The 16,488-nt window shown below is 60.6% G+C and carries 14 protein-coding genes and 1 tRNA gene; 10 read left to right on the top strand and 5 right to left on the bottom strand.

The annotated features are described in order from the left end of the window. The first annotated feature begins 52 nt into the window (after positions 1-52). The 5 genes from ACZ5TH_RS08165 to ACZ5TH_RS08145 all read left to right on the top strand — a co-directional run bounded on the left by ACZ5TH_RS08165 (position 53) and on the right by ACZ5TH_RS08145 (position 4,013). Positions 53-973: a class I SAM-dependent methyltransferase gene (locus tag ACZ5TH_RS08165; protein ID WP_464793559.1), complete on the top strand. Its 921-nt coding sequence runs from the start codon at positions 53-55 to the stop codon at positions 971-973. A gap of 50 nt (positions 974-1,023) precedes the next feature. Beyond that, positions 1,024-1,785: a class I SAM-dependent methyltransferase gene (locus ACZ5TH_RS08160; protein WP_464793558.1), complete on the top strand. Its 762-nt coding sequence runs from the start codon at positions 1,024-1,026 to the stop codon at positions 1,783-1,785. A gap of 101 nt (positions 1,786-1,886) precedes the next feature. After that, entirely contained in the window at positions 1,887-3,398 is a 1,512-nt protein-coding gene (locus ACZ5TH_RS08155; RefSeq protein ID WP_464793557.1) for an ArnT family glycosyltransferase, read from the top strand. A 62-nt stretch (positions 3,399-3,460) separates the two neighbouring features. Further along, a complete protein-coding gene (locus ACZ5TH_RS08150; RefSeq protein ID WP_460986326.1) occupies positions 3,461-3,712 on the top strand; it encodes a type II toxin-antitoxin system RelE/ParE family toxin in 252 nt (83 codons plus the stop codon). A gap of 13 nt (positions 3,713-3,725) precedes the next feature. Then, a complete protein-coding gene (locus ACZ5TH_RS08145; RefSeq protein WP_449473697.1) occupies positions 3,726-4,013 on the top strand; it encodes a HigA family addiction module antitoxin in 288 nt (95 codons plus the stop codon). A gap of 95 nt (positions 4,014-4,108) precedes the next feature. Here ACZ5TH_RS08145 and ACZ5TH_RS08140 read toward each other — a convergent pair whose 3' ends face one another. Together ACZ5TH_RS08140 and ACZ5TH_RS08135 are read right to left on the bottom strand one after the other, a co-directional pair. Next, positions 4,109-5,146, bottom strand: a complete 1,038-nt coding sequence (locus ACZ5TH_RS08140; protein ID WP_464793556.1) for a tyrosine-type recombinase/integrase — start codon at positions 5,144-5,146, stop codon at positions 4,109-4,111. Positions 5,147-5,693: 547 nt separating this feature from the next. Beyond that, a tRNA-Val gene (locus ACZ5TH_RS08135) sits at positions 5,694-5,768 on the bottom strand. A 128-nt stretch (positions 5,769-5,896) separates the two neighbouring features. On the opposite strand from ACZ5TH_RS08135, the gene ACZ5TH_RS08130 reads away from it, so the two are divergent. After that, positions 5,897-7,231, top strand: coding sequence for a dicarboxylate/amino acid:cation symporter (locus tag ACZ5TH_RS08130; protein WP_464793555.1), 1,335 nt, complete (start codon positions 5,897-5,899; stop codon positions 7,229-7,231). 7 nt (positions 7,232-7,238) lie between these two features. Here ACZ5TH_RS08130 and cpdR read toward each other — a convergent pair whose 3' ends face one another. Beyond that, entirely contained in the window at positions 7,239-7,616 is a 378-nt protein-coding gene (gene cpdR, locus ACZ5TH_RS08125; protein WP_449473629.1) for a cell cycle two-component system response regulator CpdR, read from the bottom strand. Between the two features lie 147 nt (positions 7,617-7,763). Here cpdR and ACZ5TH_RS08120 point away from each other — a divergent pair, with 147 nt between their 5' ends. Beyond that, the gene (locus ACZ5TH_RS08120; protein WP_464793554.1) at positions 7,764-8,657 is read left to right on the top strand and encodes an N-formylglutamate amidohydrolase; all 894 of its coding nucleotides are present in this window, start codon (positions 7,764-7,766) and stop codon (positions 8,655-8,657) included. Between the two features lie 66 nt (positions 8,658-8,723). On the opposite strand, the gene ACZ5TH_RS08115 is transcribed toward ACZ5TH_RS08120, so the two are convergent. Then, complete coding sequence (locus ACZ5TH_RS08115; protein WP_449473626.1) at positions 8,724-10,028, bottom strand: sugar MFS transporter; 1,305 nt, start codon at positions 10,026-10,028, stop codon at positions 8,724-8,726. A gap of 165 nt (positions 10,029-10,193) precedes the next feature. Here ACZ5TH_RS08115 and ACZ5TH_RS08110 point away from each other — a divergent pair, with 165 nt between their 5' ends. Beyond that, a complete protein-coding gene (locus ACZ5TH_RS08110) occupies positions 10,194-11,288 on the top strand; it encodes an aldose epimerase family protein (RefSeq protein WP_464793553.1) in 1,095 nt (364 codons plus the stop codon). Positions 11,289-11,291: 3 nt separating this feature from the next. Further along, entirely contained in the window at positions 11,292-12,149 is an 858-nt protein-coding gene (locus ACZ5TH_RS08105; protein WP_464793552.1) for an SMP-30/gluconolactonase/LRE family protein, read from the top strand. Here ACZ5TH_RS08105 and ACZ5TH_RS08100 read toward each other — a convergent pair. Next, a complete protein-coding gene (locus ACZ5TH_RS08100; RefSeq protein ID WP_449473622.1) occupies positions 12,146-13,135 on the bottom strand; it encodes a LacI family DNA-binding transcriptional regulator in 990 nt (329 codons plus the stop codon). The two genes, ACZ5TH_RS08105 and ACZ5TH_RS08100, sit on opposite strands and share 4 nt — an antisense overlap. A 589-nt stretch (positions 13,136-13,724) precedes the next feature. On the opposite strand from ACZ5TH_RS08100, the gene ACZ5TH_RS08095 reads away from it, so the two are divergent. Beyond that, positions 13,725-16,340, top strand: a complete 2,616-nt coding sequence (locus tag ACZ5TH_RS08095; protein WP_464793551.1) for a GAF domain-containing hybrid sensor histidine kinase/response regulator — start codon at positions 13,725-13,727, stop codon at positions 16,338-16,340. The last annotated feature ends 148 nt before the right edge of the window (positions 16,341-16,488 follow it).

Raw genomic sequence — 16,488 nt, 5'->3', positions numbered from 1 at the left:
TTCCCCCGATATGGTTAACATTTGCTCAACCAAGATGCACTAGGCAGATTGCATGAATTACGAACCCATCGTTGCCGCTCGCAACTGCCCTCTCTGTGGAGCCGGGCCCGAACAGGCCGAACCCTTTCTGTCGGATACGCGGGACGAGAGCCGGGTCAGTGCGTCGAGCTTCGCGTCGCGCAAGGTACCGGAATATATGAGCCACGCCATGGTGCGCTGCCGATCATGTGATCTGGCCTATGTGGATCGTCCGCCGACCGTCGCCTCGTTGGCGGCGAGCTATCACGAGGCTGATTATGACAGCGCCGACGAGGCTGAAGACGCTGCCGACGCCTATGCGCGCGCGCTAAGGCCGGTGCTTGAAAGATTGAAGGGGCGGGGGGCTGCGCTGGAAATTGGGACCGGAACCGCAGCCTTTCTGGAACGGCTTGAAAATGCCGACTTTTCCGAACTGGTAGGGGTAGAGCCATCCAAGGCCGCCATCGCTGCCGCGCCGGCACACCGTAGGGCATGGATCCGCGAAGGCATTTTCGAAGAAGAGGATTTCGCTGCCGACAGCTTCGACCTCATCTGCTGCTTCATGACACTGGAGCATGTGCAGGACCCAGGCGCGCTTGTAGCTTCGGCTTATCGCTTGCTGAAACCGGGAGGTGTGTTCGTCGGAGTCACACATGACCGCCGCGGGATGCTCAACCGCCTGCTGGGGCGACGGTCACCCATCGTCGATATTGAGCATATGCAGCTCTTCTCGGCGGAAAGCGCGCGTCGTCTCCTACAGATCAACGGTTATGGCGATGTCGGCGGTACGAGCTTCTGGAACAGCTATCGCCCAAGCTACTGGCTGCGGCTTGTGCCGATGCCCGATGGACTGAAGGGCGTGCTCACCCAGATGCTGCGCGGCTCCTGGCTGGACCGTCGGCGGCTCTCGGTTAACGTCGGCAATTTCATGAGCTGGGGGTTCAAGCGGTCCTAAAGTCTATGAAGCGCTTACTCGCGAGCTAAATATCTGCCAGGGAATTGAACATGTCCAAGCCAACTGAAACACCGGTGGAATATTTTAAGCCGATCCCGCTGCGATTCAGTTCTTCGCGGTCTTCGCGAATGGCGTTCAAACTACGGCGCTTAGTCGATCTGCAACTCGGAACGATTTGGGATTTTCTTGGTCCGGAGATCTCTGCTCTTAAGGGCACTCTCTTGGATGTGGGCTGCGGAGAAATGCCCTATCGGACCTTCTTGCCAGAGGGCATACGCTATGTCGGCATCGACGTGCCACAGGCAGGGGCATTCAGCATGCAGGCCAACGAAGAAATAGTTCCATTCGATGGACGCCGCATCCCCTTCGCAGATGCTACCTTCGACACGGTATTGTGCACAGAAGTGCTTGAACATTCGCCCAATCCGACGGCGCTGATAGCCGAAATGGAACGTGTGTTGAAACCGGGAGGCAAGCTGGTCGCGACCGTGCCTTTTTCGGCGAGAGTCCATTACGCGCCATATGACTATCATCGATTTTCCAGATACGCGCTCGCCGATATGCTCAATACTTTCGCCGATGTGGACATCGAAGAAAGAGGGAACGATGTAGCGGTTATAGCGAACAAGATTATCGTGCTGGCGATCCGCCTGATAAGGCCGACGCGCTATTTTCTGCTCCAAATATTGTGCCTGATACTGCTGCTCCCGCTAGCACTCGTTTTCTTGTTATTTGCGCATTTTACTATGGTGTTTAACCTGGGATCGAAAAATGATTGTCTTGGATACGCAATGACGGCGTGTAAAAAATGAGGGAACCTTCGTTGAAGACGATTTTTTGCAGGGTGGTGGTTAGCGGGATTTTCACTGAATTGGTTTAATCCTTTTTCTTCAGATTTTAGTGGGGCTTAAGGATGATGATCGGAAGCCGGATAGACGATCGGCGGTTTTTGAATGTACGCTTCCTTGCGGCGCTATTCACCACATTTGTAATATTCTTTTATTTCGTAGGCAGACCCATCCCGGTGATTATCTGGGATGAAGGGCGCATCATCATCAGCGCCATGGAAATGCGGCATAGCGGCATCGGACTGGTGACAACCTATGACTACCACCAGGATTTGTGGAATACGAAGCCGCCCCTGCTCGTCTGGCTGATGACGGGCAGTATGGCTTTGTTCGGAAGCACGGAGTTTGCGCTCCGACTTCCGTCTCTCCTCAGCGCGATTGGCACGGTTTTGCTGGTCATGCTTTTTCTGCAACGGATCACATCTTCCGCGGCGATATCCGCCTTTGGCGGCATCGCGCTTGCAGCCAGCATCAGTTTTTTCGGAGAACATGGTGCGCGAACAGCGGATTACGATGCCCTGCTGACCTTCTTTACAACCAGTTATTTGATGCTGCTCTTTTTCGCAGCGCATCGATTGCGTCCGCCTCGAGGCTGGCTGCTGCTGGCTGGCATCATGGGGGCTGGCGCTCTCATGACCAAAGCTGTCGCAGGCGCAGTTCCAGGTGCCGGGTTCCTGCTCTATTTGTTGGTTACCCGTCGTTTCCAGAAGGTGATCAAGAATTCAGACTATCTCATTGGGGCAGTCCTCGCGGTCGTTCCTATTCTGCTATTCCTGGTCCTGCGCGAGCGGGCCGATCCTGGCTATCTGAACGCCATGATTTACAATGATGTCAGCGGCCGTTTCAAAGAGGCGCTGGATGATCATGCCGGACCGCCTTGGTATTATGTCGATGGCACGTTCTTCAGCGGACTGTTCAGCCTTGGCGTGGCGGCTTTGCTTTCTCCCTTCGCGTTGCCGGTTGCAAAGGGACAGGTACGCCTCGCTCTGATCTTTTCCTTGTGCATCGCCCTTGCGCAACTTGTCGTAATCACGATGACGAGCACAAAACTCAGCCATTATTATCTGCCGGCATATCCATTCATCGCCATCGCGACCGCGCTTGCCGTTCAAGCCATTCTTGTCCGTTTACGTGCACAAGTTAAGTCTGGAGCAGCACCACGGCAAAGGCTTTGGCTGGCCACGACAGTGTCAGCATTGCTGCTCACATTTGGAGTGGCGCGGGCAGTTCATGTTGATCACACATTGCTGTTCGAACGTGAACATTATCCCCGTTCGCGCTACGGCGCTCTTTTGGAAGCGCTTTCCCACGAACGTGCGCCAGTGCTGGCGATCGAGCCTGGCTGGAGTATCCCCGACGATCCCCATTATGCACCTGAACTGCGCTACTATATGATGGTCGCCAGTGAAAGCGGGCGTGTTGTGAAGCAGGCTGGCAACCTGCATAGTCTGGATTCCACACCCTCCGGTACGATTGTCGCGACCTGTCATCCAGAGATTGCGCCGATCCTCAAGGCGCGACTGACGACAATTGTGGTTGAGAAGGATGGCTGTGTAGTAAGTCGGAAGGATGCCTAAACAGGCCAAGTGAATGGGAACTCGTCTGACATTTCGGTTACCGCTGCCGTGACCCAAATCCAGTGCCGCAGGGAATTGGTAAGGCGGGCAAGGGCTTCCCTTCCGATTTGTTTCGGGTTGCTGTCCGCAAAGTCGCTATGTTGGAAGCTGCTATAAAGCTGGATGATCTCCGTGCTCCACCAGCCAACCGATTAAAAGCTCTTTCCGGCGACAAAGCAGGGCAACATTCGATTCGGATCAATGACCAGTGGCGTATCTGTTTCACTTGGTTCGACAATGGCCCGGAAAGTGCTGAAATTGTGGACTACCATTGAAAGGAGAACGCTCATGACCATGCTGCAAGTGCCGGTCCATCCCGGCGAAATCCTTAAGCATGAATTTTTGGAGGAAATGGGTATTAGCGCGGGAAAGCTGGCAAAGCATATCCATGTACCCCGCACGCGGACCGAGCGCCTATGTGCGGAGGAGACTTCCGTCACCATTGATACCGCTATGCGGCTGGCGCGGGCGCTGGGCACGACCGCTGCGTTCTGGCTAAACCTTCAGGCGCATCATGACCTGCTGGTGACGGACGCCGCGGACATAAAGGAAATACAGCCGCTGCTTGCAGCCTGACCTTTTATCACGCCGTCCCGAGCGGGCTTTTTTCAGCGTGAAGCGAAAAAGTGGAGTCGGTTCTCGCCGCCGATTCTACCTTTTGGCCGCTCCCTTCAGCTCAGATTATTGATGCAGCCCCACATATGATCCACGCTGACGCTGGAATAGCGCTGGACCATCCGCAGTGACTTCCAGCCGCCCATGTTCATGATGGTGATGAGGTCTATCCCGGCCATCACGCAGTGGGACGCCCAATGGTGGCGCCAGTCATGGACGGTGAAATCCTCGATCCCAGCGCGCGTGCAGGCGGTCGCATGCTGGTTCCTGATCGGGTTGCCGCCGGGGATATTCGCCTTGCGCGTGTCCGAATAAGGTTTGCCAAACCGGTTGAGGAAGACATGGCCATTTGTCGGCTGTCCTCGTTTTTCCCAGATCGGGTGGAGCACATCGAACACGCGGGAATGCATCGGCACCGACTTGATGACCGCGTTTTTGCTGTGGTTGAGCCGGATGGATCTTTCCTTCATGTCCACTCCATCGACGCCCCACGGGATCTGCAATGCCGTCTGGATCCGGGGACCCTGGAAAGCCAGCATCGTGATGATCGGCTGGATGTGAGGGGAATAGGCGGCGATCAGCCGATCGCGGTCCTCCTTGCTGAGGAAGCGCACCCGCTCATTGTTGAACGGGATTGCCTTGATCCGCAGCGGCGGGAGGTCGTGCAGATCATAATGGACATTGATCGCCGCCTGAAACACCGAGCGATAACGATCCTGACCACCCGGGTCATGGCCGGTCAGGTAAGCCCGGCGAAAATGCTCCCACGCCTGCTTGGGTTCGCGCAGGCTGAAGTCGCCGATGATGCCATTCAGTTTGCCGACGCGCAGGATGTCGGATGCGCAAGGAGGCTTGGCCTTTGACAGATAGCTGTCGAAGGCATCGGCGATGGTTCCCTGAGCGACAAGCGCAGCGGGACCGAACATGAGCTGGTGGCGCAGCTTCGTTTCATGTTCCGCCATCAGATGAGCCGCGGCATCGCGATCGGTCGTTCTTAGGCTAAACTCCTGGACCTCGATATGCTTGTCGCCAAGCGAAACCGAGCCTCGGATGTAGTATATGCCTTTCTTCCCACGGGTACGGATTGAGAGCATGTGATCTTTTCCAGTCGCATGTGATTTCGCGCCTCCGCCGCACGGATTTTATCCGCATTCCTGAACGTGGGGCAGGCCATGTTTCGTGGTAGGTCTGGCGCATTCCGGTGCATGCACGGCGGTGGCCATGCCGGGCTGGTGCAGAGTGTCGCGAGACGCGAAGGGGCTTGTGTCTGTTTCGGGGGATCGCGGGCTCTATGGGGGGCGGAGTCGGCGTGTCGTCCTTTGCCTGCTGACAAGATTGCCTGCTCTGCCGTGGCACAGCACCGTTTTGCTGCCGCAAAATGCGGCTCACGCGCGACTGGGGTGACGACCCGTCCGTGGATCGACGATGGGGGATCATGAGGCTTTGCGAGACCATGTCGGCGAGGCGCTAGCGAATCGGAATCTCGCTGGGTTCGCCCGGCATTTTCATGCCCAGAATTTGCCCAAAGAGGCGTCGATATGCCCAAAATTTGCCCAAAAATCTCTTGGGCAATGCGGGGGAGGCGACCTCCATCAGGCAAACAAAAACCCCGCCAAATCGTTGATTTGACGGGGTTTTCGATGGTGGGCGTGGCAAGGATTGAACTTGCGACCCCTGCGATGTCAACACAGTGCTCTACCACTGAGCTACACGCCCACGGGAGTTGCGCCAATAGCGGGGGGTGGTGGGGTGTGCAAGCGCGAAATTCGCTTAAAAGCTAATTCTCTGGACAGAGGGTGTGCAGCCCATATTGTGCGGCGAAAATAGGGGGCGGCCGGGCGCGCATGAAGGACATCCACAACGCAGCGGGCAGAGCAGCCGCGCCGCTGCCTTTTTACCGGCAGCTTTACGTGCAGGTGCTCGTCGCCATCGCGATCGGGGTCCTGATCGGCCATTTCTTCCCGCAAACGGGCGTTGCGCTCCAGCCGCTCGGCGACGCTTTCATCAAGCTGGTGAAGATGATCATCGCGCCGGTCATCTTCCTCACCATCGTGACCGGCATCGCGGGCATGAAGGAATTGGGCGCGATCGGGCGGGTGGCGGCAAAGGCATTTGCTTACTTCCTCACCTTTTCCACCCTTGCGCTGATAGTCGGGCTGATCGTTGCCAATGTCGTGCATCCGGGCGCGGGGCTGAACATCGACCCGACGACGCTCGACGCGGGCAAGGTCGCGGAATATCAGCAGCAGGCGCATGACCGGTCGCTCATCGGCTTCCTGATGGACATCATCCCCGCCACGCTGATCTCAGCCGTAGCGGATGGCCACAACATCCTTCAGGTGCTGTTCGTGGCCATATTGTTCGGCATCGCCCTGACCCTGATCGGTGACAAGGCGGACCCGCTCATGCAGGTCCTGGAATCCGCCAGCCACGCCATTTTCAAGCTCGTGTCGATCCTGATGAAGGCCGCCCCTATAGGCGCGCTCGGCGCCATGGCCTTCACCATCGGCAAATATGGCGTGGGGGCACTGGCGAACCTCGCGGAATTGGTCGCGACCTTCTACCTCACATCCTTGTTGTTCGTGCTGGTCGTGCTGGGCCTCGTCGCCAAACTGATCGGCTTCAACATCCTGCACCTCATCCGCTACCTGAAGGCGGAACTGCTGCTTGTCCTCGGCACCTCATCGTCCGAAGCCGCGCTGCCTAGCCTGATCGAGAAAATGGAGCGGGCAGGGTGCCGCAAGTCAGTCGTCGGGCTGGTCGTGCCGACGGGGTACAGCTTCAACCTCGACGGCACGAACATCTATATGACGCTGGCGGCGCTGTTCATAGCGCAAGCGACCAACGTCCATTTGAGCATCGGCGACCAGATCCTGCTGCTACTCGTCGCCATGCTGTCCAGCAAGGGCGCGGCGGGCGTCACGGGCGCGGGTTTCATCACGCTCGCCGCCACGCTCTCGATCGTCCCGTCCGTGCCGGTCGCGGGCATGACCCTGATCCTCGGCGTCGACCGTTTCATGAGCGAATGCCGCAGCCTCACCAACTTCATCGGCAATGCGGTCGCGACGGTGGTCGTGTCGGCGTGGGAGAGGGGGCTCGACCGCGATCGATTCTCGGCTGCCATGGCGGGCAAGCCACTGCCTCCGACCCCCGACATGGAAGAGGTCGTCCCCGGTTAAGCGGCTTTTAGTTCAGTTCGCTCATGCTGGTGCTGCCGAAAAGCCGGTCGATCTCCAGCACCAGGTCTCGCAGATGGAACGGCTTGGACAGCACCTTCGCCTGCGGCACCGCTTTTCCAGCCTTCAACGTCACGGCGGCAAAGCCCGTGATGAACATGATCCGCATATCGGGCGCGACCGTGGCCGCATGCTGGGCCAGCTCGATGCCATCCATCTCGGGCATGACGATGTCGGTCAGCAACAGGTCGAAATGATCGTCGTCGATATGCGGCACGGCCTGCGCGCCGGTGGCGACCGCCACCACCTCATATCCCGACCGCTCCAGCGCGCGGGCGAGGTAGACGCGCATGCTGTCATCATCCTCGGCCAGCAAAATTCGAACCATCGCTTGGATCAATCTCGTCTCTGGCCGGTGTCGGCCGATCTCGTGCGGCACCCCTCGCGGGTGGCGCTGTATGCCATTATATGCGACAACCAGCATATATATCCAGCCGGGTAACCATTTTTGCCGCGCCCTGTGGAAGGAGATGATTTGAGCTATTCCGCACCGCGCGCTCCGGCCCAATCCACAGCCTCTCATGATCTTTACGGACCGGACCGCCCGATCGCTCCGGTGGTTATTTCGGTGCCCCATGCCGGGCGCGAATATGCCCCGGCTCTGCTGGGCGCCGCCAGAGTCGCGCCGGACATATTGCGACGGCTGGAGGATCGCTGGGCCGACCTGCTGGCCCATCCGTTGATCGAGCGCGGCTATCATGTGCTGGTGGCGCGCGCGCCCCGCGCGATGATCGACCTCAATCGTCATGAACGGGAAATCGATCCCGCGATGGTGACGGGCCTGCCCCGCGACGTCCCCCTTCAGAGCAGCGCGAAGCTGCGCGGTGGCCTTGGCCTTCTACCCCGTCGCCTGCCGGGCGCCTATGAACTGTGGCAGCGGCCCATCGGGTGGGACGAAGTCCGTCGCCGGATCGACACGATCCATCGGCCCTACCATGATGCGTTGACACGGATGCTGCGGGCGGCTCGGGAAGTCCATGGCCACGCCGTGCTGATCGATCTTCATTCGATGCCGCCGCTTCCCGCTGCTGCTGCCGGACAGCCTGCGCCCAGCGTGGTGCTGGGGGATCGATTCGGCCGGGCTGCGTCGGCGCGGCTCATGACGCTGGCGGCCGATGTGCTGGAAGGGCATGGGCTGACGGTGGCGCAGAATCATCCCTATGCGGGCGACCATATGATCGAACGCCACGGGCATCCGGCCCATGACTTCTACGCCTTGCAGGTGGAGGTTGACCGCAGTCTCTATCTCGATGCCGCCCTGGACAATCCCGGTCCCGGCCTGCCAAGGGTTCAGGCGGCCATCAGATCCCTGATCGACGCGCTGGCCAGCGAAGCGCCACGCGCCGCCTATCCACTCGCCGCTGAATAGCCGCATATGCAAAAGGCCGGGGCGCTATCTGCACCCCGGCCTTCGCTTGATACCGCTATGCGCGCATTATTCCAGATGCTGATCAGGCAACGCGTGCGTGGGCCTTGAACCCCAAAGGGCATAGAAGAGGATGTAGAGTTCGCAGACGGCCGTCAGCAGGAAGCTGTTTTGCAAGCCATAATTGTCGGCCAGCCATCCCTGCACCACCACCAGCGATCCGCCAGCGATCGCCATGATCAGCAGGCCCGATCCTTCCTCGGTCAGCGGCCCCAGGCCACGAATGCCCAGGGTGAAGATGGTCGGGAACATGATCGAATGGCCCAGGCCCACCAGAATCAGCGCCCACATGGCGACCGGCCCGTGGCTGAAGACCGCGACAAGCATCACGATGAACGATCCGGTCGCGAAGGCCGCCAGCACCTTGCCCGCGTCCACCTTCTGCATGATCGCCGATCCCACGAAACGGCCGACCATCATGCCGCCCCACAGGAAGCTCAGATAGCGGCCTGCCTGCTCATGGGTCAGGTTGGCGATGTCAGGCTGGCTGACAAAATTCACGAAGAGGTTGGCGACGCCGATCTCCGCGATCAGGTAAATGAAGATGGCGGGGACGCCGAAGACCAGGTTGCGATGCGCCCAGAGCGAGTGGTTCTTGCGGTCCTCCTTCGCCAGACGCGAGGTGGACGAACCCATGGCGGGCAGGGGAAAGCGAGCGATCACGATCGCCAGCACCAGCAGGACCGCGGCAACCAGGCCGTAGGGCAGGATCACCGATTGCGCATCGGCCAACCGTTCCGCCTGGGTCAGGACGACGTCCGCGCTCGCCGTGCCGCCCTTTGATCGGCCAAGGATCAGATAGGCGCCGAACAGCGGAGCGAGCATCGTGCCAGCCGAGTTCATCGCCTGCACCAGATTGAGGCGTGACGACGCTGTCTCCGGCTTGCCGACGACCGCCACATAGGGATTGGCGGCCACCTGCAACAGCGTGATGCCGCTGGCGATGATGAACAACATGGCCAAGGTGACGCCATAGGATGGCAGGCTGGCCGCCAGCATCATGCCCAATGCTCCCGCCGCCATGATCAGCAGCCCGATCACCAGCGCCTTTTGATAGCCGACGCGTTCGATCAGCTTGGCCGACGGAATGGACGCCACGAAGTAGGCGATGAACCAGACGGACTCGATCAACGTTGTCTGGGTATAGTTCAGTTCGAACACGCTGCGCAGATGCGGCAGCAACGTGTTGTTGATGACGGTGATAAAGCCCCACATGAAGAACAGGCTGGCCAGCAGCGTCAGGGCAGGCCCGTACCGGGTGGCGGGGTGGTCGCCCGCCGTCAGAGTGGCTGATGATGAGGGAGGTGCAGGCATTCATCTTCTCCAACAGGCGCCAACAGGCTTGTGCTGCTTCAATTTGTCCGAGTATATAGCTGCCGGTCGGGCGTCAATATACTCCGGCGGTAAGGGGATCGTATGCAGAGGGGCTGGATCAGCCATGCTTTTCGAACATCGCCGTCCTATTATTTTGCATGTCTGATGGCAAGCACGTCAGCATGGGCGGGTGAAGCCAGCCGCGCCCCCGCAGGACAGCTTCCAGACGGCACGGCGGTCGAAGCGATCACGCTCTCTAACGACCACGGCGTTTCGGCCCGCATTCTTACCTATGGCGCGACTTTGCAATCGCTGACGGGGCCGGATCGGGACGGCAAGCAGGCCGACGTGCTGCTCGGTTATGATGATCTGGCGGGCTATCTGGCTCGGCCCGATTATTTTGGGGTGACCGTTGGCCGCTATGCCAACCGCATCGGGCATGGCCGGTTCACTCTGGATGGTCAGACCTACCAGCTGCCCCTCAATGACAAGGGCAATACGCTGCACGGCGGCGGCAAGGGGTTCGACAAGCAGGTGTGGAAGGTCGTGTCGGTTCGCCGCGAACCGCGGCCCGAAGTCGTCCTCTCCTACAGCAGCCCGAATGGGGAGGCGGGCTATCCCGGCCAGCTTGACACCCGCATCAGCTACGCACTGGACGAAAGCGGCGGCCTGACCATCAGTTTCGAGGCGAAGGCGAGCAAGCCCACGATCGTCAATCTCACTAACCATGCCATATTCAATCTGGCGGGCGAGGGGGCACCGGGCGGCGCCCTTGGTCATTTGCTGACGATACCCGCCAAAGCCTACACGCCCGTCGATGCGGGACTCATTCCCACCGGCGAGATCAGGCCGGTCGCGGGAACGTCGTTCGACTTCCGCGTCCCTCGCCGCGTGGACGATGCCGTGCGCGACGGCGCCGATCAGCAAATCACTTTCGGGCGGGGCTATGATCATAATTGGGTGTTGGACAAGGGGCAGACGGCGACGCCGGAACTGGCTGCGCGTCTTGAGGACCCTGGGTCAGGACGCGTGCTTGAAGTGCTGAGCACGGAGCCTGGACTTCAATTCTACTCCGGCAATTTTCTCGACGGGACATTCCTTGGTAAAAACAGTCATCTCTATCGCATGGGCGACGGCTTCGCGCTTGAGCCACAGAATTTCCCCGATGCGCCAAATCACCCAAATTTCCCTTCGGCTCGGGTCGATCCCGGCAAGCCCTATCGCCACGTCATGATCTATCGCCTCTCGGTAAAGCGCTGACCCATGGCGCAGTGGCAACTCATCAAGCGCGACATTCGCGATCAGCTGGGCGAGGGCACTCTCTGGTCGGCGCGCGACAATGCGGTCTATTGGACCGACATCATCGCACCCGCGCTCAATCGGCTGTCGCTGACGGATGGCCGCATCGACCGCTGGGCCATGCCGGAGCCGATCGGCTGGGTTTCCGAGCGGCAGGGGGGCGGCTTCATCGCCGGATTGCAGAGCGGTTTCGCGCGCCTTTCTCTCGATCCGCTGACGATCGAGCCGTTCGGCGACCCTGAACAGCATTTGCCCGGCAATCGCATGAACGATGGCAAGGCGGATGCGGAAGGACGCATCTGGTGCGGCACGATGGACATGGCGGAGAAGGAGGATAGCGGGGCCTTCTACCGGCTGGACCCGGACGGTCGCTGGACCCGGATGGACAGCGGCTATCGCGTGCCCAACGGCCCTGCCTTTTCCCCCTGCGGCAACTGGCTTTATCACACCGACAGCGCGCGCCGAACCGTCTACCGCTTCGCCCGCACCGAAGGCGGCGGCCTTTCCGCGCGAGAAGTCTTCATCCAGTTCGGCGACGCGGACGGCTATCCCGACGGCATGACGGTGGATGCCGAAGGACATCTCTGGATCGCGCATTGGAGCGGCAGCCGCATCAGCCGCTTCACTCCGGATGGCAAGCTGGACCGTGCCATCGCGTTGCCCGCGCAGCAGGTGACGAACATCTGTTTTGCAGGCCCCGCGCTCGATCGCATGTTCGTGAGTTCGGCGGCCGTCGGATTGCCGGACAGCGACTATGACGGCGGCCTGTTTGAGGTCGATGCCGGTGTGAAGGGCATGCCGACGCCGCTCTACGCAGGCTAGGCAGTCGGCGGCGCGGAACTTTCGCGCCGCACCAGCTCGAAATCGAACTGCGGCGCCTTGGCGGGTCGGTTGATCAGCGCGTCGATGACGGCCGCGCCCATCTGCGCCAGCGGCTGCCGCACGGTCGTGAGCGGCGGCCAGGCCGTCGCGCTGGCGGGCGTATCGTCGAACCCGACCACCGAAAGATCATCCGGCACCCTCAGGCCCCGCTGCCGCGCCAGTTGCAGAACGCCCAGCGCCATGTCGTCGTTGGTCGCAAAGATCGCGGTCGGCGGCTCGGCCAGCCCCAACAGCATCTCGCCCGCCGCGATCCCCGACGGATAGTCAAACCCGCCCTCGACGAACAATTCAGGCTCCTCCGCCAGCCCCGCTGCCGCCAGCCCCTCGCGAAACCCGTCCACGCGATGCGTCGCTGCCTCATGGCCGGACGGCGGCGTGATGACGCCGATCCGGCGATGACCCAGGCCAAGCAGATGATCGGCCACCATCCGTCCGGCGGCCCATTCCGGCGTAACGATATTCAGGCTCTGCGCCCCATTCGGCCCCGCTATCCGGGCGCAGGGCAGCTTCTTGCGGGCCAGCCATTCCAGCACGGCGGGATCGTCGGACAGGGGAGGCGCGAGGAATACGCCATCCGGACGCAGCGCCGCCGCAAGCCCCTCCAATATGTCGAACCGCTCCTCACCCGCCAACGGGATCAGCTCGACCACCAGATGATAGCCCAGTTCCCGGCACCGGTTGACGGCGCCTGCCTGAATGCCGCTGATGTAGCTTGCCACCGGATTATTGTAGAGGAAGGCGATCATGAACGACCGTCCGCCAGCCAGCCTCCGCGCGGACTGGTTCGGGCGATAGTCCAGCTCCGCTATCGCCGCGGTCACCCGGTCCCGCAGTTCCTCGCTGACATTGGGCGCCTTGTTGACCACGCGCGAGACGGTCTTGATCGAAACGCGCGCCAGTGCCGCCACGTCATGGATGCTGGCCATGAAACTCCCGGCGAATTTCGCCCAATCCTGTGTGACAGCCCCTACGCATTTTTCCGGCCTTGGCACGGAAATGCCGCCCAGCACAAGGCTGAGGCGCAGGGGCCAAGGATCGCGTCCGGATTTTCGGCTCAAGACAGCAAAAAGGGACTTGATCGATCATCGCAAATGTCTAAAGAAAGACAGCGTTGTCATTCCCTGAATGGCGATGAGGTCATCCCGGACAGCTATGGGCTAACTGCACGAGCACGCGGCTGTCCGGGATGCGCTTTCCCTTCATCACCGAAAAGCTCGGCGGGCATCTGGCGCAGGCGATCCATGTCCGCCATGCCGCCTCCCAGCCATTTTGCTGAACGACGCGAATCGATCGTGCAGCCTCGGCGCGATCATAACCGATTGCCCGCCTCGCCGCCCTGACCTTCATCAACCCCCGTTTATGCAATCAGGGTTAAGAGCTTTTCACCATCTTGCGGCAATTCGGGCGGTTGGCGGTTCAAAAACAAAGCGTTATGCTGGGGCGTCCCAATTTCCGAAAGCTGCTTTGTTGGACACGTTGCTGCCTGCTCAAGACGCTCCTCACCGATGGACGCCATTGTTCGCGGCAGCGGAGCGTCTGGCGAACGCCCGTTCGCTGGACGACGTGGTGGAAGTCGTGCGGACGGCGGCGCGTACCATCGCAGGGGCGCAGGGCATCACGGTCGTGCTGGCGGAGGGCGATGACTGCCTATACGTCGCCGAAGATGCCGTCGAACCGCTGTGGAAGGGGCAAAGGTTCCCACGTTCGGCCTGCGTTTCCGGCTGGGTGATGGCGCATGGGGAGGCGGCGGTCATCCCCGATATTTTCGCCGACGCGCGCGTCCCCCATCATTTGTACGCGGACACCTTCGTCCGCAGCATGGTGATGACGCCGGTCGAAACCGGATCGCAGCCGATGGCGATCGGCGCCTATTGGTCACGGGCAAATGCGCCGGACGATTTTTCGGTCGACTTGCTCGGCCAGCTTGCCCGGCTTGTCGGGGCCGCCGTGCGCAACGTGTCGTTGCAGACCTCGTTCGAGATCATCAATCGCATAGGCGCCGCTGTCGCCGCCGAGCCGAATCTGGACATAGTCGTTCAGACGATCACCGACGCCGCCGTGGAACTGACCGGCGCTGAATTCGGCGCCTTTTTCTATAATCTGATCGACCAGCATGGTGAGAGCTACATGCTGTACAGCCTATCGGGCGTTCCAAGGGAAGCCTTTGCCGACTTTCCCATGCCGCGCAACACGGCCGTTTTTGCACCCACTTTCTTAGGCGAGGGCATCTTCCGGTCCGATGACATCCGGCAGGACGCCCGTTATGGTCATAACGCCCCGCACAAGGGCATGCCGCCCGGCCACTTGCCCGTCACCAGCTATCTCGCGGTGCCGGTCATCTCGCAAAGCGGCGAAGTGCAGGGCGGCCTCTTCTTCGGTCATCATCTGCCCGGCCGCTTCACCGCCGAACATGAAAAGATCATGGCCGGTGTCGCCGGGCACGCGTCGATCGCCATCGATAATGCCCGCCTCCATCATAAGGCGCAGCGGGAAATCGCGGCGCGAACGGTGGCGGAAGGAGAATTGCGCCAGCTGAACGCCACGCTGGAACAGCGGATCGAACAGCGCACCGAACAGATTCGCGCCGCCTTCCGCGAACTGGAACAAAGCGAACGGCGCTTCGGCCTGCTGGTCCAGGGCGTGACCGATTACGCCATGTGCATGCTGGACGCGAACGGCACGATCACCAACTGGAACGCTGGGGCGGAACGGATCAAGGGCTATACGGCCCATGAAATCGTCGGGCGTCACTTCTCCTGCTTCTACACCGATCCGGACCAGCAAGCGGGCATGCCAGCCCACACCCTTCAGGTCGCGGCCAGCGCCGGGCGGTTTGAGGCTGAAGGCTGGCGCGTGCGCAAGGACGGGTCCGAATTCTGGGCCAGCATCATCGTCGATGCCATTCATGACGATCAGGGCCGTCTGATCGGCTTTGCAAAGGTGACGCGCGATCTCACCGAAAAACGGGCGGTCGAGGAACAACTGCGTCAGGCGCAGAAGATGGAGGCGGTGGGACAACTCACCGGCGGCATCGCGCACGACTTCAACAATCTGCTGACCGTCATCAATGGCAATATCGAACTGGCCGAACGCAATCTGGAAAAGGGATCGGACCCGGCGAAGATCAGCCGTGCGATCGCCAATGCGCGGCAGGGGGCCGAGCGTGCGGCGTCGCTCACCCAGCGGCTGCTCGCCTTTTCCCGGCGGCAACCCTTGTCGCCCAAGCCGCTGTACCTGGACCGGGTGGTGGACGGGCTTTCTGATCTGCTGAAGCGCGCCCTTGGCGAACTTATTCAGCTGAAAACGGTGAGCGGCCCGCATCTATGGCTGGTAGAGGCCGATCCCAACCAGATCGAAAGCACGCTGCTGAACCTCGCGGTGAATGCCCGCGATGCCATGGCGGACGGCGGGACGCTGACGATCGAAACCGGCAACGCACATTTGGACAGCGGCTATGCCGCCGCTTGTGGTGACGTGACGCCGGGCAATTATGTGATGGTTGCGGTCAGCGACACCGGCACGGGCATGGCGCCCCCCGTGCTGACGCGCATCTTCGAACCCTTTTTCACGACCAAGGAAATCGGCCGAGGCACGGGGCTCGGCCTCAGTCAGGTCTACGGCTTCGTCAAGCAGTCGGGCGGCCATGTCGAAGTGCTGTCGAAACAGGGGCAGGGGACCACCGTCAAAATCTACCTGCCGCGCTTTATGGGGGAGGCGGATGAAGCGCAGGAAAAGGCCGCCCCGCACGACCTGTCAGCCAATGGGGAAACCATATTGGTGGTGGAAGATGACGACGGCGTGCGTGCCTATTCCGTCGAGACTTTGCGCGAACTTGGCTACCGGGCTCTGGAGGCAGCCGATGGCAACGCTGCACTGCGCCTGATCGAAGCGGATGATCAGCCGATCGACCTGCTTTTCACCGATGTGGTTATGCCGGGAATGTCCGGCAAGGAGTTGAGCGAAAAGGCCCGCGCATTAAGGCCTGACCTCAAGATTCTCTACACCAGCGGCTACACACGCGATGGCTTCCTGCGCGACGGAAAGCTGGATCCGGACATCGCCTTGCTCGCAAAACCGTTCACGCTACAGGAACTGGCAAGTCGCCTTCGGGACCTCATCGATCAAAGCTGATCCGATCGGCGTCACGGCCCGCTTCACAAAACGACACCCCCGTCCCGTCATCCCAGCGAAAGCTGGGATCTCAGGAGGTGCAGTACCATTTCGCCCAAGATCCCAGCTTTCGCTGGGATGACGTAAAGTGTCGATGCGCGTAGATTCC

This window comes from Sphingobium sp. TomTYG73, from assembly GCF_055394245.1.
The sequence above is the reverse complement of the archived record's forward strand: the minus strand, read 5'-3'. Positions and strand labels throughout refer to the sequence as shown.

Bases quoted from the DNA above. Each gene is read 5' to 3' on its own strand.
- ACZ5TH_RS08165 (WP_464793559.1), top strand. From the start codon at position 53: ATGAATTACGAACCCATCGTTGCCGCTCGCAACTGCCCTCTCTGTGGA.
- ACZ5TH_RS08160 (WP_464793558.1), top strand. From the start codon at position 1,024: ATGTCCAAGCCAACTGAAACACCGGTGGAATATTTTAAGCCGATCCCG.
- ACZ5TH_RS08155 (WP_464793557.1), top strand. From the start codon at position 1,887: ATGATGATCGGAAGCCGGATAGACGATCGGCGGTTTTTGAATGTACGC.
- ACZ5TH_RS08145 (WP_449473697.1), top strand. From the start codon at position 3,726: ATGACCATGCTGCAAGTGCCGGTCCATCCCGGCGAAATCCTTAAGCAT.
- ACZ5TH_RS08140 (WP_464793556.1), bottom strand. From the start codon at position 5,146: ATGCTCTCAATCCGTACCCGTGGGAAGAAAGGCATATACTACATCCGA.
- ACZ5TH_RS08130 (WP_464793555.1), top strand. From the start codon at position 5,897: ATGAAGGACATCCACAACGCAGCGGGCAGAGCAGCCGCGCCGCTGCCT.
- cpdR (WP_449473629.1), bottom strand. From the start codon at position 7,616: ATGGTTCGAATTTTGCTGGCCGAGGATGATGACAGCATGCGCGTCTAC.
- ACZ5TH_RS08115 (WP_449473626.1), bottom strand. From the start codon at position 10,028: ATGCCTGCACCTCCCTCATCATCAGCCACTCTGACGGCGGGCGACCAC.
- ACZ5TH_RS08110 (WP_464793553.1), top strand. From the start codon at position 10,194: ATGGCAAGCACGTCAGCATGGGCGGGTGAAGCCAGCCGCGCCCCCGCA.
- ACZ5TH_RS08105 (WP_464793552.1), top strand. From the start codon at position 11,292: ATGGCGCAGTGGCAACTCATCAAGCGCGACATTCGCGATCAGCTGGGC.
- ACZ5TH_RS08100 (WP_449473622.1), bottom strand. From the start codon at position 13,135: ATGGCCAGCATCCATGACGTGGCGGCACTGGCGCGCGTTTCGATCAAG.